Source organism: Streptomyces sp. NPDC047017 (assembly GCF_040644175.1).
GTDB lineage: Bacteria > Actinomycetota > Actinomycetes > Streptomycetales > Streptomycetaceae > Streptomyces.
In genome coordinates this window covers 341,890-360,441 of the sequence record NZ_JBEYVW010000004.1, presented here as the reverse complement: position 1 = coordinate 360,441, position 18,552 = coordinate 341,890, and the positions used below count along the sequence as shown (strand labels likewise).

The window sequence follows — 18,552 nt, the reverse complement described above, 5'->3', positions numbered from 1 at the left end:
GCGTACAGCGGGCCGGCCGCTCCGTACGATGGGCCCATGACGTCCGGCGCCCGCACCCGCTCCCTGGTGAGCCGTGCCCGCCGGACGCTGCTCGTCCTGACGGTGCTCGCCGGCGTCTTCGCCATGCACGCGCTGACGCCCGCCGGGATGCCGGCCATGGGCCAGCACGACGCGATGCCGCCGCTCGTGCCGGCCGCCCGCGCCGCCGCGCCCGCGCATCCGGCCGGCCACCTCACCGCGCCCGCGTACCCCTTGCACCTCACGCACCTGGGCGGTCACCTCACCGCGCCCGCGCACCTGACCGGTCACCTCGCCGCCCCCACGCACCGGCCCGGCGACTCCCGCAGTCATCTCTCCGACGCCGGCTCGGGCGGTACGGCGATGCGGCACGCGGGCGGGACCTGCGCGGCGGCCGGTACGTCCTCGGCCTACACCCCGCCCGCCCTGCCGCCCGCGCTCGCCGTGCCCGTCGCGCCGCCCCCGACGGTCCGTACCGGTCCGGCCGCCCGGTCGGCCGACTGCCGGGCCCCGCCCGATCTGTCCGAGCTGCAGCTGCTGCGGATCTAGAGGCGCCCGCACGGCACCCCGCCCGGGGTGACGTGCTCCGGCCCGTCTCACGATCCGCTGTTCCCGCGTGCCCGCACGCGGGCGTTCCCAGGAGCTGTAGCACTCATGGCAATGCGCCGTACCCTTCTTCTCCCGCGCACCGCGTTCCGCCGTGGCGCCGCGCTGGCCGCCGCCACGACCGCCGCGCTGGCGCTGACCGCCTGCGGCGGCGGCGACTCCACGCCCGGCCACTCGGCCCACAGCACGGCGGCGGCCTCCGGTCCCTCGGTCGCGCCCTCGGCCGCCCAGGACGGACACAACGCGCAGGACGTCGCGTTCGCGCAGCAGATGATCCCGCACCACCGGCAGGCCGTCACCATGGCCGCGCTCGCCCCGACCCGGTCCGCGTCCCCGCAGGTGAAGAGTCTCGCCGCGCAGATCAGGAAGGCCCAGGACCCGGAGATCGCCACCATGACCGGCTGGCTGAAGGCGTGGGGTGCGAACGTACCGGACGCCACCGCCTCCGGGATGGGGGACATGCCGGGCATGGACCACTCGGGCGCGGGCCACTCCGGCTCGTCGATGCCCGGCATGATGTCGGACGCGGACATGGGCGAGCTGGGCAAGCTCTCCGGCGCCGCCTTCGACCGGGCGTTCCTCCAGATGATGATCGGCCACCACGAGGGCGCCGTCGTCATGGCGAAGGCCGAACAGGGCAAGGGCGGTTACCGTCCGGCCAAGGCCATGGCGGGGTCCATCGTCACCTCGCAGTCGGCCGAGATCACCGAGATGAAGAACCTCCTCGGCGGGCGGTGACCCCCAACGGTGACCCGGGGCGGCGGCCGTGTGCCCGCCGCCGCCCCGGGTCACCGGCCCACCACACCCGGCGGGAATACCCCCGGGGGGTATAGGGTTCACACGTCAGGTGCCTTCTTCACCAGCAGGGGAGAGCGACGATGACACACCAGGAACAACAACACCGGCATCACCACCAAGGCCACGAGCACCACGGCAGCGACCACCGCGCCTCCTGGCGGACGGCCGCGCAGGCCACCCTGCACTGCCTGACCGGCTGTGCGATCGGCGAGGTGCTCGGCATGGTGATCGGCACCGCCGCCGGCCTGCACAACGCGGCCACCGTCGCCGTCTCGATCGCCCTCGCCTTCGTCTTCGGCTACGCGCTGACGATGCGCGGCGTCCTGCGGGCCGGCATCCCCCTGCGGCAGGCGCTCAAGGTGGCCCTGGCCGCCGACACCGTCTCCATCGCGGTGATGGAACTGATCGACAACACCGTCATGGTGGGCGTGCCGGGCGCCCTGGCCGCCGGCCTGTCCGACGTGCTGTTCTGGCTCTCGCTCGTCCTCTCCCTCGCCCTGGCCTTCGTGGTGACCACCCCGGTCAACCGCTGGATGATCGGCCGGGGCAAGGGTCACGCGGTGGTGCACGCGTACCACTGACACCCGCGCCGGCGAGCACGGCCGGCCGGGGTCAGGGGTAGCGGCGGTCGTCCCGGCGCGTGGTGTCGTCCACCGGACGGGTGTCCGCCGGGCGGCCGTAGCGCGCGGCCCGGTGCAGCCGGCGGTGGTGCGTCGCGGCGCCGGCCATCAGGGACAAGCCCAGGCAGAAGAGCAACGCGAGCGCCAGTCCGGCGCTGAAGATCGCCAGCGTGTTCATGGTGACGAGGTGGTTTCCGAGCATGGACACCGAGTAGTCGGGGCCGCCGGACAGGTTCCCGGCGATGGCCAGACCGACGAAGGCTCCTGTGGCCGCGAGGAGGAGCAGGCCGATGAGCAGCATGGGAGTCATCTCCTCAAGGAAGTGCCGTCACCGGCCGGGTACCCCCTCACCGAGAGGCCAACGAGTCACGGAAAGGCCGACTAGCCGTCCCGCCTCCCGGATCCGCCCCCGGCGGCAGGAGTGCGGCGCCGTCCGGCCCGGGTACCCGGGCCGGGCAGAGCGGTGGACGCCACCGCAGGACCCGAGGAAGGGAGGCGTCATGGCTCAGCACGTCCGCGACATCATGACCAGCCGACTGGTGACGGTGGAGCCGCAGACCTCGGTCACGGCGGTCGCCCAGAAGATGCGCGACGAGGACATCGGGATCGTCCTGGTGACCGAGGGCGACGAACTGCGCGGCCTGGTCAGTGACCGGGATCTGGTGGTGCGCTCGCTGGCGGAGGGCGGCGACCAGGAGCAGCGGACCGTCGCCTCCGCGTGCAGCGGCGACCTGTTCACGATCTCCCCCGACGAGGAACTCGACCACGTGGTGGAGCTGATGCGGGAGCACTCGGTGCGCCGCGTGCCGGTCGTCGACCACGGCCACGCCGTGGGCATCGTCTCCATCGGGGACCTGGCCATCGAACGCGACCCGGACTCCGCGCTCGGCGACATCAGCGCGGCCAAGCCCAACGAGTAGGAACGCCACGACCGCCGGCGGCGCCCGGACGGGGCGCCCCCGGCGGTGTGCGCCCGCTCAGGCGGCCAGCACCTTCGCCAGCGAGGCGACCGCCGAGCGCAGTTCGTCCTCGGTGACGGTCAGCGGCGGGGCCAGCCGGATCGTGGAACCGTGGGTGTCCTTGACCAGGATGCCCTCGCGCATCAGGCGCTCGCTGATCTCCCGGCCGGTGCCGATGGCCGGGTCCACGTCGACACCCGCCCACAGGCCGCGCGAGCGGAAGCCCACCACGCCCCGGCCGACCAGCTCGGTCAGCTCCGTGCGCAGCACCGCGCCCAGCCCGGCGGCCCGGCGCTGGAACTCGCCCGTCTCCAGCAGGCCGATCACCGCCGAGCCGACCGCCGCGGCCAGCGGGTTGCCGCCGAACGTCGACCCGTGCTCGCCCGGACGCAGCACGCCGAGCACCTCGCGGCTGCCCACCACCGCCGACACCGGCACGATGCCGCCGCCCAGCGCCTTGCCCAGCAGCACCACGTCCGGCACCACGTTCTCGTGCTCGACGGCCAGGGTGCGCCCGGTGCGGCCCAGGCCCGACTGGATCTCGTCGGCCACGAACAGGCAGCCGGCCCGCCGGGTCAGTTCCCGCACCCCGGTGAGGTAGCCCTCGTCGGGGATCAGCACCCCGGCCTCGCCCTGGATCGGCTCGATCAGCACGGCCGCCGTGGTCTCGTCGACCGCCGCTTCGAGCGCCGCCAGATCGTTGTACGGCACGACCTTGAAGCCCGGCGTGAAGGGGCCGAAGCCCGCGCGGGCCGTCTCGTCCGTGGAGAAGCTGACGATCGTCGTCGTCCGGCCGTGGAAGTTGTCCGCGGCGACCACGATCGTCGCCCGGCCGTCCGGGACGCCCTTCACGTCGTACGCCCATTTGCGGGCCACCTTGATGCCGCTCTCCACCGCCTCGGCGCCGGTGTTCATGGGCAGCACCATGTCCTGGCCGGTCAGCCGGGCCAGCCGCTCGGCGAAGTCGGCGAGCCGGTCGTTGTGGAAGGCCCGCGAGGTCAGGGTGAGCCGGTCGAGCTGGCGGTGCGCCGCCTCGACGAGCGCCGGGTGGCGGTGGCCGAAGTTCAGCGCCGAGTAGCCGGCCAGCATGTCGAGGTAGCGGCGGCCCTCCACGTCCTCCACCCAGGCGCCCTCGGCCCGGGCGACGACCACGGGCAGCGGGTGGTAGTTGTGCGCGAGCACCGGCTCCTCGGCCGAGATCAGCTCGCCGGAGGTACGGGTGCGGGCGGGTGCGCTCATGAACGGATCTCCTGGGTGCAGCACTTGATGCCGCCGCCGGCCTTGTGGAACTCGGACAGGTCGACGGGGACGGGGACGTAGCCGCGCTCGGCGAGCCGGGCGGCCAGGGCGGTCGCGCCGGGCGCGATGAAGACGTGCAGCCCGTCGCAGACGGAGTTGAGGCCGAAGGCCGCCGCGTCCTCGCGGGTGGCGAGCACGGCGTCCGGGTACAGCCGGGCGAGCACCTCGCGGCTGCCGGGGGAGAACGCCTCCGGGTAGTAGGCGATGTTCGCGTCGTGCCCGTCGCTCCCGTCGTCGAGCACGAACAGCGCCGTGTCCAGGTGGTAGAACCACGGGTCCACCAGGGTCAGGCCGATCACCGGCACGCCCAGGTACTCCTGCGCCTCGCGATGGGCCTCGCGGGTGGTGCGGAAACCGGTCCCGGCCAGTAGCCAGCGGCCGGCCGGCACGAAGTCGCCCTCGCCCTCGCACACGGACTCGGGCCGGTAGACGTCGAACCCGGCCGACTTGAACCAGGTGTCGTAGGGGACGGATTCCGGGCGCCGCTCGGGCGCCTTGAACAGGGAGCCGAAGACACGGCCGCCGAAGACGACCGCCGCGTTGGCGGCGAAGACCATGTCCGGCAGCGCGGGCACGGGTTCCACGGTCTCGACGGTGTGGCCGTGGGCGCGGTAGGCGGCCACCAGCGCCTGCCACTGGGCCTGCGCGCGGCCGGTGTCGACGGGACGGTCCGGATGCATCCAGGGGTTGATCGCGTACTGCACGGCGAAGTGCCTGGGTTCGCAGGCGAGGAAGCGCCGTCGGCGCGGCACACGGGACTCGGGCACGAAGGGGTTCCTCCGCTTCCTGGCGTGTCGACTGAGGGTTGCCACCAAGGTAGGAAGGGACGGATACGGGCGACAAGCAACGAAAGCTGCGTGTCCGCGCCGGAACGCTGCGTGTTCGGCCTGCTCAGCGCACGTCTGCTGCGTCCGGCGGGGCGGGCTGGCTGGCCGCCGCCTCCGGGCTGTCCGGCAGCAGATGGGAGAGCACCATCACGCTGATCGTCTTGCGGATGAACGGCTCCGTCCGGATCCGTTCCAGCACCTCCTCGAAGTGCTCCACGTCCCGCGCCCGCACGTGCAGCAGCGCGTCCGCGCCGCCGGTCACCGTCATCGCCGCCGTGATCTCCGGATGGTTGCGGACCACCTCCGCCAGCCGCCGCGGCGGGGCGGCGCCCTCGCAGTACACCTCGACGTACGCCTCCGTGCGCCAGCCCAGCGCCGAGGGCGTGACCGTGGCCGTGAACCCGGTGATCACCCCGGACTCGCGCAGCCGGTCCACCCGGCGCTTGACCGCCGTCGAGGACAGCCCGACACAGGCGCCGATCTCCGCGAAACTCGTACGGGCGTTCGCCATCAGTGCGGTGAGGATCTTCCGGTCGAGGTCGTCGAACGGCGTGGACCTGCTGTTCATGTCGGCACTGTATCCACAGCGGACGACGCTCCCCGGCACATGTCCCGGGCCGCCCTTCGCCCCCACGCTCCACCATCATGCTGCGCGCCCCCGCCGCCGCCGACGAACGCCCCTCCCCGGAGGAACTGCTCTGCCTGCCCGGCGCCGGCCCCCGGGCCGGCTCGCGCCGGAGTGACGGCCCGGGGAGCGGCGGGCTCAGCCGTCGTGGGTCACGACCATGCCCAGGGTGACCAGGCCCAGCACGACCCAGCCGAACCACAGCCAGCCGTTGCCGCCGAGCGCCACCGTGTAGGCCGTCACCACGACCAGGGCGCCCACGGTGAGCACCCCCATCGCCCTGGTGGAACCGTTCGCCGAACCGGGCATCGCGCCACCCTCCTGCTGGTCCGTTTCCCTCCATGGTGCCCCGGCCGCGCCGCCGAGGGGACGACTGTGCGGGAAGTGAGGGGACGGAGGTGAGGGAAAGGACGGCCGGGACGGCCGGCGGCGCTCAGCCGCGGGTGTTGAGCGAGGCCAGATAGGCGTTGTACGCCGCCAGCTCCTTGTCGCCGTCCCGGTCGGCGGCCCGGTCCTTGCGCTTGGCCTGCCGCTGCTCGGAGCGGTACCACTGGAACAGCAGTGCGAGCAGCACCAGCACCGAGGGGACCTCGCTGAACGCCCAGGCGATGCCGCCGGCCGCGGTCTGGTCGGACAGCGCGTCGATGCCGAGCGAGGCGGGCGGGTCCTGGAAGGTCTTCACCATGGGCGTGGAGCCCATCATCAGCGCGATGCCGAAGAACGCGTGGAAGGGCATGCCGGCGAACAGCTCCAGCATCCGCATGAGGTAGCCCGGCCGGTGCGGGCCCGGGTCGACGCCCATGATCGGCCAGAAGAACGCCACGCCGACCGCGAGGAAGTGCACCATCATCGCGATGTGCCCGGCCCTGGACCCCATCAGGAAGTCGAAGATCGGGGTGAAGTACAGCGCGTACAGGCTGGCGATGAACAGCGGGATGGTGAAGGCGGGATGCGTGACGATCCGCATGTAGCGGCTGTGCAGCAGGGCGAGGAGCAGCTCGCGCGGCCCCTTGCGGCCCCGGCCGGCCACCGGCAGCGCCCGCAGGGCCAGGGTGATCGGCGCGCCGAGCAGGATCAGGATCGGCGACAGCATGCTGATGACCATGTGCTGGACCATGTGCACGCTGAACATGACCATGCCGTAGTCGTTCAGCTTGGTGCACATCACCAGCAGCACGGTCAGCACCCCGGCGACGTAGGCGATGGTGCGGCCCACCGGCCAGGAGTCGCCGCGCCGCCGCAGCCGCACCACGCCCAAGCCGTACAGGCCCAGAGCGAGCAGGCAGGCGACGAGGAAGAACGGGTCCGCGGACCATTCCAGGCCGCGGCCGAGCGTGAACGGCGGCAGGTCCATGGTCATGCCATGCCCGCTGTGATCCATCCGCCGGCTCCTGATTCGTGGGGGTTGTGCGCTGTCTGACCACAGCTGTGCGTGTCCGCAGCCGTCTGTCCACAGCTGTCTGTCCGCACCCAGAGTAGAACCGCCCCCGGCCGCGCTCGCGACCGGGGGCGGCTCGGGGCCGGACGTGTCCTACAGCACGCACTCCGCCTCGGCGTACCGGTCGGCGGGCACCGTCTTGAGGGTCTCCACGGCCTCGGCCAGCGACACCAGCACGATGTCCGTGCCGCGCAGCGCCGTCATCCGGCCGAACTCCCCGCGGTGCACGGCCTCCACCGCGTGCCAGCCGAACCGGGTCGCCAGCACCCTGTCGTACGCCGTCGGGGTGCCGCCGCGCTGGACGTGCCCGAGGATGACCGGCCGGGCCTCCTTGCCCAGGCGCTCCTCCAGCTCCACGGAGAGCTGCCGGGCGATGCCGGCGAACCGCTCGTGGCCGTAGATGTCCTTGCCGCCCTCGTCGAAGTCCATGGTGCCGGGCAGCGGTTTGGCGCCCTCGGCGGCCACGACGATCGCGAACCGCTTGCCCGCCGCGAACCGCTCGCCGACCTTCCGGGTCAGTTCCCCGATGTCGAAGGGCCGTTCGGGGACGACGACGGCGTGGGCGCCGGCCGCCATGCCGGACTGGAGCGCGATCCAGCCCGTGTGCCGGCCCATGACCTCCACGATCAGCACCCGCTGGTGGGACTCGGCGGTGGTCTTCAGCCGGTCCAGGGCCTCGGTGGCCACGGTCACCGCGGTGTCGAAACCGAAGGTGACGTCGGTGACCGCGATGTCGTTGTCGATGGTCTTGGGCACGCCGACGATGGGCAGGCCGTTGTCGGACAGCAGCCGGGCCGCCTTGAGGGTGCCCTCACCGCCGATCGGGATGATCGCGTCGAGCCCCAGCTCCCGCACATGGCCCCGGGCCCGCTCCACCCCGTCGCGCAGCTGCTCGGGGCGGACCCGGGAGGAGCCGAGGATGGTGCCGCCGCGGGCCAGGATGCCGCCGACGGCGTCGAGGTCGAGCTTGAGGTAGTCGCACTCCAGGAGGCCCTTCCAGCCGTCCCGGAAGCCGATGACCTCGTCGCCGTGGTCGGCGACGGCGCGGTGCACGACGGACCGGATGACGGCGTTCAGGCCGGGGCAGTCGCCGCCGGACGTGAGGACACCAATGCGCATAGCCCGAACAACTTTCTCCACGTGGGCCGGGACCGGACCGCGCTGTCCGGCTCGATCCCCGCCACCCTAGCGGCACCGGGCGGCAGGTCCGAACCAGGCGTCCGCCTGCTGGACGACCCCGCTCACCTGTGCGTACGGCCCGTCAGACGGGCTGGTTGCGCCGTGCCGACGGGCCGGTGTACGCGAGGTGGCGCCGGGCACGGGAGACCCGCTCCGCCCGGCCCGGACACCCGTGGGTGCTACGCGGGCTGCTGCGCCGCCGCGATGCGCTCGTCCCGCAGCGCCTCGTACCAGCGGTCGTCCGTCGGCGGCAGCGCGTTGACGTCGAGCGCCAGCTTCAGCAGCAGGTCCGCGATCAGCGGGTTGCGGGCCAGCACCGGCCCGTGCATGTACGTGCCGAAGACGGTGTCGTTGTACGCGCCCTCGGTGCCGTCGCCGGTGCCGTTGCCCCGGCCCACCCGGACCTGGGCGAGCGGACGGGCGGTCGGGCCGAGGTGGGTGACGCCCTGGTGGTTCTCGAAACCGGTCAGCGGCGGCAGGCCGAGCCGGGGGTCGATGTCGCCCAGCACGTCGCCGACGCACCGCTCGCCCTCGCCGCGCACCGACACCACGTCGAGCAGGCCGAGGCCGGGCTCGCGCTGGCCGAGGTCGTTGACGAACTCGTGCCCGAGGATCTGGTAGCCGGCGCACACCGAGAAGACGATGGCCCCGTTCTGCACGGCCTGGTACAGGTGGCCGTCGCGGCGCAGCCGCTCGGCCGCCAGCCGCTGCGGCCGGTCCTCGCCGCCGCCGATCAGGTAGATGTCACCGGAGGTGGGGATCGGCTGGTCGCTGCGCACGTCGAGCCGGGCCACGTCCAGGCCGCGCTGCCGGGCCCGGCGTTCCAGGACGAGTGCGTTGCCCTGGTCGCCGTAGGTGCTCAGCAGGTCAGGGTAGATCCACACCAGCCGCAGTTGGTTGTCGCTCATGAAGTGGTCGTCCTCCGTGATCAGTTGCCGACGCGGCGGCGCAGGTCCTGGAACGCGGTGTAGTTGGCGATGACCTCGATCCGCCCGGGCGGCGCCTGCTGCACGGCCTGGTCGAGGGAGTCGCAGACCTGGAAGTGCTGGTTCGCCACCTCCAGCCGCACCGCGAGGTCCAGCTTCCGGTCACCGATCACGAGGAGCGGGTGGCCGGTCAGACGGGTGTAGTCGACGTCCCACAGCCAGGAGGTGTCGGTGCCGTCGGCGCCGCGCGCGTTCACCGACAGGATCACCGGGGTGGGCGGCGGGTCGATCAGCGAGAAGGTCTCCAGCCAGCCGGCCGGGTTCTTCGCCAGCAGCAGGCGCAGGTCGCGGCCCTGGAACTGGACGACGTCATAGCGTCCGGCGACCGCCTGCACCTGGTACATCCGCTCCAGCGCCACCTGCGGCGGCACCCCGAAGACGGCGGCGACGGCCGCGGACGAGGTGGCGTTGGCCTTGTTGGCGCGGCCCGGCAGCTGGAGGTGGATCGGCCAGGCCGAACCGTGCGGGTCCAGGACGTGGTCGCCGGACAGGGCCCAGCTGGGCGTGGGCCGGCGGAAGCCGCACTCGCCGCAGTACCAGTCGTCGCCCGGCCGTTGCATCACACCGCCGCAGGCCGGGCAGGACCAGGCGTCGTCCTTCCACATCTGGCCGGCGGCCACCCAGATCACGTTGGGGGAGGAGGACGCGGCCCACACCACCAGCGGGTCGTCGCAGTTGGCGACGACGACGGCCTTGGAGCCGGCCAGGCCCTCGCGCCAGTTCTCCGCGAGCATCCGGGTCTCGGCGGCCCGGTCCAGCTGGTCGCGGGAGAGGTTCAGCAGCGCGATGCACTTGGGGTCGGTGTCCCGGGCCACGCCCGCGAGATACTTCTCGTCGACCTCGATCACCGCGAACTTCGCGTCCGAGCCGCCCGCCAGCGCCGAGGTGATGCCGGCCGGCATGTTGGCGCCGAGCGCGTTGGAGACCACCGGGCCCGCGGCGCGCAGCGCCTCGGCGATCAGCCGGGTGGTGGTGGTCTTGCCGTTGGTCGCCGACACCAGGACGACGTCCAGGTGCTGGGCGAGCCGGGCCAGCAGGTCGGGGTCGAGTTTGAGCGCCACCCGGCCGCCGATCACCGAACCGCTGCCGCGCCCCGCGGCGCGCGATGCCGCCGCGACCGCCTTGCCCGCGGTCACGGCCAGCTTGGCCCGCGGCGTGAGCGGGTCCGAGTTGCCTGCCATCAGTTCTCGATCCTCCTTGCGTACGCGCCGCGCCAAAGCCATCCGGCAACGTGGTGTGGACCTCAGCCTATCGAGATCCGTTCACGCACCCGAATTCCGGACCGTCACGGCGCCCGCGCGCCGTTCGCGCGTGCAGGAGGACCGTACCCTTGCCGCCATGCGACACCGCTCGATCCCCGGCGCCCGCGGGCGCGTACGGCCCCTCACCCTGCTCGGCGGCGAGGCCCTGCGCGCGCCCTGCCGGGAGGTCACCGACTTCGGCCCCGAACTCGCCGCGCTCGTCGAGGACTTGTTCGCCACGATGTACGCCGCGCAAGGGGTGGGACTGGCCGCGAATCAGGTCGGCGAGGCGCTGCGCGTGTTCGTCTACGACTGCCCGGACGACGAGGACGTACGGCATCTGGGGCATGTGGTGAACCCGCGGCTGGTGGCGGCGGACGGCATCGTGCTGCGGGGGCCGGAGGGGTGCCTGTCGCTGCCGGGCCTGGAGGCGGGCGCCGAACGCCACGACCACGCGGTGGTGGAGGGCTTCACGGCGGCCGGGGAGCCGGTCACCGTGGACGGGACGGGCTTCTTCGCCCGGTGCCTGCAACACGAGTGCGACCACTTGGACGGCCGCCTTTATGTGGATCACCTCACAGACCGCGGCCGCCGCCGGGTGCTGGCGAAGGCGGCGCGGGCGCCCTGGGGCCGCCGGGGGTGAGCGGCGCGGGGCGGTGCGCCGGGACGGGGCCGGGACCCCGGGCCGGAATCCTGGATCAGAACCCCGGGCCGCCGGGCTTGTCGCCGGCCGCCGCGAGCCGGCCCCAGAGCAGGTCGGCGAGGCCGCGCACCAGCTCCGCCCGCGAGCAGGGGCGCTCGCCCAGCCACCAGTCGCCGGCCGCGTGCATCATGCCGACGATGCCGTGGCCCCAGACCCGGGCCAGCAGCTGGGTGCCCGGGCCGAGGTCGAGGCGCTCCTCGACGACCTGGGCCAGCTCCTCGCCCATCCGGCGCAGCAGCGGCGCCGAGTGCTTGCCGACGTCGAAGCCCGCCTCGCCGCCCTGGCCGCCCTCGGCCGGATGCATCAGGAACCGGTACACCTGCGGGCGGGCCTCTATGGCGGCGAGGTAGGTGTCCAGCGTGGCCTCGACGCGCTCGCGCCGCTCTGCGGGGGCGTCGAGGGCGGCCCGCAGCGAGTCGAGCAGGGCGTCGGTGTGCCGCTGGGCGAGGGCGGCGTACAGGCCGCCCTTGTCGCCGAAGTGGCGGTAGAGGATCGGTTTGGTGATGCCGGCCTCGGCGGCGATCGCGTTCATCGAGGCGTGCGGGCCGTCGCGCAGCACCACCCGGTCGGCGGCCTCCAGCAGCTCGCGCCGTCTGCGGTCGGCGGACCGCTGCTGATCGGTCCGCTGCGTGGTGTCCATGGTGTCTCCCCACCCGTGCTGAATCGGTGACGCCTGCGCAAAGTAACACTGACGGTGGCCTCGACCTCGAACGGGCGGCCGAGGGACCGTGCGGGGCTTGACTTTTCCTACTGATCGGTAACACAGTACGGTTACCGCAAGTAACGCCACCTCGCGTGTGCCACTGGAGGGGACATGGCCGAGTTCACCATGGAGCTCAACGACGAACAGAAGGAGGTCCGGGACTGGCTCCACGGCTTCGCCGCCGATGTGATCCGCCCCGCGGCCGCCGAATGGGACGAGCGTGAGGAGACTCCCTGGCCGGTCATCCAGGAGGCCGCCAAGGTCGGCATCTACTCCCTGGACTTCTACGCCCAGCAGTACTTCGACGCCACCGGTCTCGGCATCCCGATGGCCATGGAGGAGCTGTTCTGGGGCGACGCAGGCATCGCCCTGTCGATCGTCGGCACCGGCCTGGCCGCCGTCGGCGTCCTCGCCAACGGCACCGAGGAGCAGATCGGCACCTGGATCCCGCAGATGTACGGCGACGCCAACGACGTCAAGGTGGCCGCCTTCTGCTCCTCCGAGCCGGACGCCGGCTCCGATGTGGCCTCGATGCGCACCCGCGCCGTCTACGACGAGGCCAAGGACGAGTGGGTGATCAACGGCACCAAGACCTGGGCGACCAACGGCGGCATCGCCAACGTCCATGTGGTCGTCGCCTCGGTCGACCCGGAGCTGGGCTCCAAGGGCCACGCCTCCTTCATCATCCCGCCGGACACCCCGGGCTGCTCCCAGGGGCAGAAGTTCAAGAAGCACGGCATCCGCGCCTCGCACACCGCCGAGGTCATCCTCGACAACGTGCGCGTCCCCGGCTCCTGCCTGCTCGGCGGCAAGGAGAAGCTGGACGAGCGCCTGGCCCGGGCCCGGGAGAAGGCCAGGACGGGCGGCGAGCGCGTGAAGAACGCGGCGATGGCCACCTTCGAGGCGTCCCGCCCCGCCGTCGGCGCCATGGCCGTGGGCACCGCCCGGGCCGCGTACGAGGTCGCCCTCGACTACGCCAGGACCCGCGAGCAGTTCGGCCGGCCGATCATCGACAACCAGGGCGTGGCCTTCCAGCTCGCCGACATGGCCACCGCCGTCGACGCGGCCCGCCTGATGGTGTGGCGGGCCTCCTGGATGGCGGTCAACGGCAAGCGGTTCACCGCCGCCGAGGGTTCGATGTCCAAGCTGTTCGCCAGCGAGACCGCCAAGAAGGTCACCGCCCAGGCGATCCAGATCCTCGGCGGCAACGGCTACACCCGGGAGTACCCGGTGGAGCGCATGCACCGCGACGCCGCGATCTACACCATCTTCGAGGGCACCAGCGAGATCCAGCGCCTGGTGATCTCCCGGACGATCTCGGGCCTGCCGATCCGCTAGGGCCGCTCGTTCGGATCATGCCGGATCCAAACGAAAGACCCCAGCCCGTGGCACGCGTGCGCCCCGCCCGGCAGGTGCGGGCGGAGCGCATCGGTGTGCCGGGCCGGCGGTCAGCGGTGTCTGAGCGGTGTCAGCTGCTCGATGTCGTAGCGCTTGCGCAGCGCCTCGATCGCCGCGTGGTCCGGCGGACCGCCGCTGTCCAGGATCTCCAGGAGTTCCTCGAAGTACCGCTCGTGGTCGGGCGGCGGCGACGCCTGGAAGAACATCTTCGCCGGAGTGCCGGTCGGGTTGGCGAACGCGTGCGGGCAGCCCGGCGGCACGACGATGACCGTGCCGGGCGTGGCCCGCACCACGCGGTCGCCGGAGCGGGACTCCCACCGCTGCCAGCCCTCGGACGTGCGCACCCGCGGCTCGAACGCGAGCACGTCCAGCTCGCCCTCAAGGACGTAGAACAACTCCTCGCTGCGGGTGTGCACATGAGCGCCCACGTCGAACCCCGGGGGGACCTCCACCTCGAAGGTGGAGGCCGTCCGCGAGTGCGAGCCGGTCACCTTGAAGGTCACGCGCTGGGCGGCCGTCTCGACGACCCGGCCGTGGCCCGGTGGCACGAGCAGCCCGTCCACCGCGGTGACCGGGGGTCCCTCGATCGCCGGGATCTGCGGCTCGATCGTCGTCATGGGCGCTCACCACGCCACGGGCAGGGCCTCGGGCCCGCGGATCAACGCGCCCTTGCGGAACGGCACCTGATCCGCCGGCACCGCGAGCCGCAGCCCGGGCAGCCGGTCCAGCAGCGCGTCCACCAGCAGCTCGGACTCCATCCTGGCCAGCTGGCCGCCGGGACAGTAGTGCGGGCCGAAACCGAACGCCACATGCGGGTTGGGGCTGCGCGAGAAGTCGACCGTCTCCGGGTCCGGGAAGACCTCCGGGTCGCGGTTGGCGGCCAGGTACGACACATAGACCGGGTCACCGGCCCGGACCCGCACCCCCTTGATCTCCACGTCCTCCAGGGCGATCCGGGACAGCCCGACCGCGTTGCGGTGCGGGATGAAGCGCAGCAGTTCGTCGATGGCCTGCGGGCGGACCGACGCGTCGGCGCGCAGCCTCTCGGCCAGGTCCGGGCGGGTCAGCAGCAGGTAGAACATCTGCCCGCTGTTGTTGGTGACCGCCTCGCCGCCGATCTGCAGCAGGACCGCCAGACCCACGGCCTCCCGCAGGGTGATCTCGCGGCGGCCCACGGCGGCGCCGAGCAGCGAGGCCACGTCCTCCTCCGAGCTGTCCACGCGCGCGTCGATCAGCTCCGCGAAGTACGCGCCCATCTCCTCCTTGGCCTGCTCGCTGACGTCGGCGCCGTGCGAGGAGGACAGGATCAGCTGGGTCCAGGTGTGCATGCCGTGCCGGTCGGCGGCCGGGACGCCCATCAGCTCGCAGATCACCGCGATGGGGAAGGGGCTCAGCACCGTCTCGGTGAGGTCGGCGGGCGGACCGGCCGCGATCAGCTGGTCGACCAGCTCGTCCAGCATCCGCCGGGAGCTGTCCCGCACCCGCCCGACCCCCCGCGCCGTGAAGGCGGGGGCGACCGAGCGGCGCAGCCGGGTGTGGTCGGGCGGGTCGAGGAAGCCGACCGCGCCGCGGGACGGGATGAAGTGCGGCGCGAGCCGGGTGACCTGCTGGTCCATGACGGCCTCGCGGCCGAACCGCGGGTCGTTGGCGACCAGCCGCACATCGTCCATGCGGGTCACCAGCCAGGCCCAGCCCTCGCCGTTGGGCAGCTCGATGCGGGTGACCGGGCCCTCCTCCATCAGCTCGGCCAGCACCGGGTCGAAGTCGACGCCGGTGAGATCGAGCGCCGGCCAGTGCCGCACCGGGCACCGCCCGCCGGCGAGGGCGTCCGGCCCGGTGAGGGCCGTCTCGGTCGTGTCGGTCATGAGCCGTCCCCGATCTGCCAGTTGCCGAGGGACATCTCCGCGGTGATGCCGGGACCGAATCCGGCGAGCAGCCCGCGCGCCCCGTCCTCGACGCCGCCCTCGTCGAACAGCCTGCGCAGCGCGTCCAGGACGACGGCGCTGGCGATGTTGCCGTACTCGGTGAGCGTGGCCCGGCTGAACCGGAACGCGTGCGGTTCGACCTTCAGGAACTTGCTGAGGTCGTCGAGGATGCGCGGGCCGCCCGCGTGGATGACGTAGAAGTCGAGGTCGGACGCGTCCCAGCCGTGGAGGCCCGCCAGGTCCTGGAGCGCCGGGGCGAGCGGCTCCATCGTGGTGGGCACCCGCTTGTCCAGCAGGAAGTGGAAGCCGGTCGCCCGGACGTCGTACGCGATCCAGTCCTCGGTCTTGGGGATGAGGTAGGAGCCGTTGCGCTCCAGCCGGACGCCGGTGCCGCCGGTGCCGCGGACCACGGCGGCGGCGATGCCGTCGCCGAACAGGCCGTTGGAGAGCAGCGAGCCCACACCGAGGTCGGTGGGCTGGTAGCACAGCGAGCAGAACTCGCAGGCCACGATGAGCGCGTTGGCGTCCGGGTAGGCCGTGCAGAAGTCGTGGGCCCGGTTGATCGCCGCACCGCCGGCCGCGCAGCCCAGCTGGGCTATGGGTATCTGACGGGTCGTCGAGTCGAAGGCCATCTCGTTGATCAGCCACGCCGTGAGCGAGGGCATCATGAAGCCCGTGCACGAGACGTAGATGATGACGTCGATGTCGGTGGTCAGGAGTTCCGCGTCGTCGAGCGCCCGCTGGATGACCGCGGGGACCCGGGCCTTCGCCTCACGCTCGTAGAGCTTGTTGCGGTCCTCGAAGCCCGGGTGCTGGAGGGTCTCCTCGATGGGCTGCACGATGTGCCGGGTACGCACGCCGGTGTTCTCGATCAGCCGCAGAGCCAGCGGGAGTTGCGGGTGGTCCGCGTGGTGGGAGCGCGCGAGCCGCAGCGTCTCCTCCATGGTGATCACGTGCTCTGGGACGGACACCGAGGGCCTGCACAAAGTCGCCATGATCCGTGCCTGCTTTCGCCTTCCGGAAGGCCGGTAGCCCCCCGGACAGAGGGTGGTGCACCCAGAAGGGTGGTCCACCCACGATCACCCGGGAGAGCGACGATCTCTCGCCGGACTACTCCAATCCGGCGACGAGGGGGCCGGGCGGCACGGCCCGCCGGGCGGCGCACGGGCGGCGGCGGGGCCACTCGCGGGGACGGGGAAAGCGCTGGTCAACGGCGTCGCGCCGGACAGCTGAAGCACGTCGGGGGACCGGCCTGATCCGGCGCCCGTCGACGGCACGGCGGCCAGGGAGGCGCGCGCCGTGCCGGCGGGGCCGGGGACACGAAAGGGGGAGTGATCGCCGGCGACGAGGGGAGGGCACGTGGCAGGCAGGCAGGCAGGCAGGCAGGCAGGCAGGCAGGCAGGCAGGCGGGGCGGGGCGGGCACGCGTCGCGGGGAGCGCACGCGGCGCGGAGAGGGCACGCGGCGCGGAGAGGGCACGCGGCGCGGACTTCACGGGCCCCCGCAGGGGCCGGACGGTCACCGGCGAGGACGGCCGCCCCCGCTCACCCGGCCCCCCCACACACACCCGGCTCACCCGGACGAAGCCGCTCCGCTGCTGTGCGCGATGCAGGCCACGTCGATCCGGTCGGCCAGTTTGGCCAGTTCGATGGTGAGGGCGGCCACCGTGTCCTCGTCGAGGTTCTCCTGCCCGGCCTCCACCAGGCGCAGCCACCGGCCGCCGACCGTCCGCAGCAGCTTGCTCACATCGGCCGCGGCCACCTGCAAGGTACCGCGGTCGTCGACGATCAGAGGGAGTGTCACTTCGCGGTTCACGAAAGGGATCGTAGCCGTGGAAGCCTCACGCTCCGTGCCATACCGTGGTGATGTTGCAGAACTCGCGGATTCCGTGCCCGGACAGCTCACGCCCGTACCCCGACCGCTTGACCCCGCCGAACGGCAGCGCCGGATGCGAGGCGGTCATCCCGTTGAAGAAGACCCCGCCCGCCTCCAGGTCCCGTACGAACCGGTCGACCTCCGCCTCGTCCCGGGTCCACACGTTGGAACTCAGCCCGAACGGCGAGTCGTTGGCGATGAGCACCGCCTCGTCCAGGTCGGCCGCCCGGTAGAGCGTGGCGACCGGCCCGAACGCCTCCTCGCGGTGGACGCGCATCTCGCGGGTGATGCCGGCCAGCACGGTCGGCGGGTAGTACCAGCCGGGTCCGGCGGGCCGTTCGCCGCCGCACAGCACGCTCGCCCCGCCGCGCCTGGCGTCGTCGACCAGCTCCTCCAGATCGGCCCGGCCCCGCTCACTGGCCAGCGGCCCCACCTCGGTCTCCTCCCGCATCGGGTCGCCGACCTTCAGGGCCTTCATGCCGGCCGCGAAACGCTCGGCGAAGGCGTCGTGGACGTCGGTGTGCACGATGAACCGCTTGGCGGCGATGCAGGACTGCCCGTTGTTCTGCACCCGCGCGGTCACCGCCACCTCGGCGGCCCGGTCCAGGTCGGCCGAGGGCATCACGACGAACGGGTCGCTGCCGCCCAGCTCCAGCACCGTCTTCTTGATCATCTCGCCGGCGGTGGCGGCCACGGCCCGCCCGGCCGGCTCGCTCCCGGTCAGCGTGGCCGCCTTCACCCGCTCGTCGCGCAGGATGTCGTCGACCGCGCCGGAACCGATCAGCAGCGTCTGGAAACAGCCCTCGGGGAAGCCCGCCCGGTGGAACAGGTCCTCCAGGTACAGGGCGGTCTGCGGCACGTTCGACGCGTGCTTGAGCAGGCCGACGTTCCCGGCCATCAGCGCGGGCGCGGCGAACCTGACCACCTGCCACAGCGGGAAGTTCCACGGCATCACCGCGAGCACCGGGCCCAGCGGCCGGTAGCGGACCAGGGCGCGCGAGGCGCCGGAGTCCTTGACGTCGGCGGCGGCCGGCTCCTCGTCGGCGAGCAGCTCCTCGGCGTGCTCGGCGTACCAGCGCATCGCCTTGGCGCACTTCGCGGCCTCCGCGCGCGCCTGCGCCACCGGCTTGCCCATCTCGGTGGTCATCACCCGGCCGATCTCCGCCTGGTCCTCGTCGAGCAGGTCGGCGGCCCGCAGCAGCATGCCCGCCCGCTCGGCGAAGGACGTCGTCCGGTACGTGCGGAAGGTGGCCTCGGCGAGCTGGAGCCGGCGTTCGGTCTCCTCCTCGCCCATGGCCCGGTACGTCTTGAGCGTCTCGCCGGTGGCCGGGTTCACCGTGGCGATGGACATGG

At 72.6% G+C, this 18,552-nt stretch carries 21 protein-coding genes; 6 read left to right on the top strand and 15 right to left on the bottom strand.

The genetic code is table 11. The features are described 5' to 3' along the window. The first annotated feature begins 36 nt into the window (after positions 1-36). The 3 genes from ABZ858_RS09255 to ABZ858_RS09245 all read left to right on the top strand — a co-directional run bounded on the left by ABZ858_RS09255 (position 37) and on the right by ABZ858_RS09245 (position 2,003). The gene (locus ABZ858_RS09255; protein WP_361374297.1) at positions 37-567 is read left to right on the top strand and encodes a DUF6153 family protein; all 531 of its coding nucleotides are present in this window, start codon (positions 37-39) and stop codon (positions 565-567) included. Between the two features lie 105 nt (positions 568-672). After that, entirely contained in the window at positions 673-1,362 is a 690-nt protein-coding gene (locus ABZ858_RS09250) for a DUF305 domain-containing protein (protein ID WP_361374295.1), read from the top strand. A gap of 140 nt (positions 1,363-1,502) precedes the next feature. Beyond that, positions 1,503-2,003: a DUF4396 domain-containing protein gene (locus ABZ858_RS09245; protein WP_361374293.1), complete on the top strand. Its 501-nt coding sequence runs from the start codon at positions 1,503-1,505 to the stop codon at positions 2,001-2,003. Between the two features lie 31 nt (positions 2,004-2,034). On the opposite strand, the gene ABZ858_RS09240 is transcribed toward ABZ858_RS09245, so the two are convergent. Beyond that, positions 2,035-2,343, bottom strand: a complete 309-nt coding sequence (locus ABZ858_RS09240; RefSeq protein ID WP_361374291.1) for a hypothetical protein — start codon at positions 2,341-2,343, stop codon at positions 2,035-2,037. A gap of 199 nt (positions 2,344-2,542) precedes the next feature. On the opposite strand from ABZ858_RS09240, the gene ABZ858_RS09235 reads away from it, so the two are divergent. Continuing rightward, a complete protein-coding gene (locus tag ABZ858_RS09235) occupies positions 2,543-2,962 on the top strand; it encodes a CBS domain-containing protein (RefSeq protein WP_361374289.1) in 420 nt (139 codons plus the stop codon). Positions 2,963-3,019: 57 nt separating this feature from the next. Here the strand turns inward: ABZ858_RS09235 and rocD are convergent, their stop codons facing one another. The 8 genes from rocD to ABZ858_RS09195 all read right to left on the bottom strand — a co-directional run bounded on the left by rocD (position 3,020) and on the right by ABZ858_RS09195 (position 10,536). Then, the gene (gene rocD / locus ABZ858_RS09230) at positions 3,020-4,240 is read right to left on the bottom strand and encodes an ornithine--oxo-acid transaminase (RefSeq protein WP_361374287.1); all 1,221 of its coding nucleotides are present in this window, start codon (positions 4,238-4,240) and stop codon (positions 3,020-3,022) included. After that, complete coding sequence (gene ddaH, locus ABZ858_RS09225) at positions 4,237-5,067, bottom strand: dimethylargininase (protein WP_361374285.1); 831 nt, start codon at positions 5,065-5,067, stop codon at positions 4,237-4,239. The genes rocD and ddaH overlap by 4 nt, the downstream gene beginning before the upstream one ends. A 124-nt stretch (positions 5,068-5,191) precedes the next feature. Then, positions 5,192-5,695: an Lrp/AsnC family transcriptional regulator gene (locus ABZ858_RS09220; RefSeq protein WP_361374283.1), complete on the bottom strand. Its 504-nt coding sequence runs from the start codon at positions 5,693-5,695 to the stop codon at positions 5,192-5,194. A gap of 195 nt (positions 5,696-5,890) precedes the next feature. Beyond that, positions 5,891-6,061 carry a hypothetical protein gene (locus ABZ858_RS09215; RefSeq protein WP_361374281.1) on the bottom strand — a complete coding sequence of 57 codons (171 nt, stop codon included), beginning with the start codon at positions 6,059-6,061 and terminating at the stop codon, positions 5,891-5,893. A 124-nt stretch (positions 6,062-6,185) separates the two neighbouring features. Next, positions 6,186-7,133, bottom strand: coding sequence for a cytochrome c oxidase assembly protein (locus tag ABZ858_RS09210; RefSeq protein WP_361374279.1), 948 nt, complete (start codon positions 7,131-7,133; stop codon positions 6,186-6,188). A 150-nt stretch (positions 7,134-7,283) separates the two neighbouring features. Continuing rightward, positions 7,284-8,309 carry a 6-phosphofructokinase gene (locus ABZ858_RS09205; RefSeq protein WP_361374277.1) on the bottom strand — a complete coding sequence of 342 codons (1,026 nt, stop codon included), beginning with the start codon at positions 8,307-8,309 and terminating at the stop codon, positions 7,284-7,286. 239 nt (positions 8,310-8,548) lie between these two features. Beyond that, positions 8,549-9,277 (bottom strand): glutamine amidotransferase, encoded by a 729-nt coding sequence (locus tag ABZ858_RS09200; protein ID WP_361374275.1) that lies wholly within the window; start codon positions 9,275-9,277, stop codon positions 8,549-8,551. A 20-nt stretch (positions 9,278-9,297) separates the two neighbouring features. Then, on the bottom strand, positions 9,298-10,536 hold the full coding sequence (locus ABZ858_RS09195) for a MurT ligase domain-containing protein (RefSeq protein ID WP_361374273.1): 1,239 nt from the start codon (positions 10,534-10,536) through the stop codon (positions 9,298-9,300). Between the two features lie 157 nt (positions 10,537-10,693). Here ABZ858_RS09195 and def point away from each other — a divergent pair, with 157 nt between their 5' ends. Continuing rightward, positions 10,694-11,239 carry a peptide deformylase gene (gene def, locus ABZ858_RS09190; protein WP_361374271.1) on the top strand — a complete coding sequence of 182 codons (546 nt, stop codon included), beginning with the start codon at positions 10,694-10,696 and terminating at the stop codon, positions 11,237-11,239. 55 nt (positions 11,240-11,294) lie between these two features. Here def and ABZ858_RS09185 read toward each other — a convergent pair whose 3' ends face one another. Further along, positions 11,295-11,939, bottom strand: coding sequence for a TetR family transcriptional regulator (locus tag ABZ858_RS09185; protein WP_361374269.1), 645 nt, complete (start codon positions 11,937-11,939; stop codon positions 11,295-11,297). A gap of 174 nt (positions 11,940-12,113) precedes the next feature. Between ABZ858_RS09185 and ABZ858_RS09180 the strand changes: the two genes are divergently transcribed. Then, positions 12,114-13,340, top strand: coding sequence for an acyl-CoA dehydrogenase family protein (locus tag ABZ858_RS09180; RefSeq protein WP_361374267.1), 1,227 nt, complete (start codon positions 12,114-12,116; stop codon positions 13,338-13,340). Positions 13,341-13,450: 110 nt separating this feature from the next. Here ABZ858_RS09180 and ABZ858_RS09175 read toward each other — a convergent pair whose 3' ends face one another. From ABZ858_RS09175 to ABZ858_RS09155, 5 genes are all read right to left on the bottom strand, one after another. Continuing rightward, a complete protein-coding gene (locus ABZ858_RS09175; RefSeq protein ID WP_361374265.1) occupies positions 13,451-14,017 on the bottom strand; it encodes a cupin domain-containing protein in 567 nt (188 codons plus the stop codon). Between the two features lie 6 nt (positions 14,018-14,023). After that, positions 14,024-15,265, bottom strand: coding sequence for a cytochrome P450 (locus ABZ858_RS09170; RefSeq protein WP_361374263.1), 1,242 nt, complete (start codon positions 15,263-15,265; stop codon positions 14,024-14,026). Continuing rightward, entirely contained in the window at positions 15,262-16,398 is a 1,137-nt protein-coding gene (locus ABZ858_RS09165) for a type III polyketide synthase (protein ID WP_361374261.1), read from the bottom strand. Before ABZ858_RS09165 ends, ABZ858_RS09170 begins: the two co-directional genes overlap by 4 nt. Positions 16,399-16,896: 498 nt before the next feature. Continuing rightward, positions 16,897-17,139 carry a DUF6213 family protein gene (locus tag ABZ858_RS09160; protein WP_361374259.1) on the bottom strand — a complete coding sequence of 81 codons (243 nt, stop codon included), beginning with the start codon at positions 17,137-17,139 and terminating at the stop codon, positions 16,897-16,899. A gap of 25 nt (positions 17,140-17,164) precedes the next feature. Continuing rightward, the gene (locus tag ABZ858_RS09155; RefSeq protein ID WP_361374257.1) at positions 17,165-18,550 is read right to left on the bottom strand and encodes an NADP-dependent succinic semialdehyde dehydrogenase; all 1,386 of its coding nucleotides are present in this window, start codon (positions 18,548-18,550) and stop codon (positions 17,165-17,167) included. Positions 18,551-18,552 lie beyond the last annotated feature (2 nt).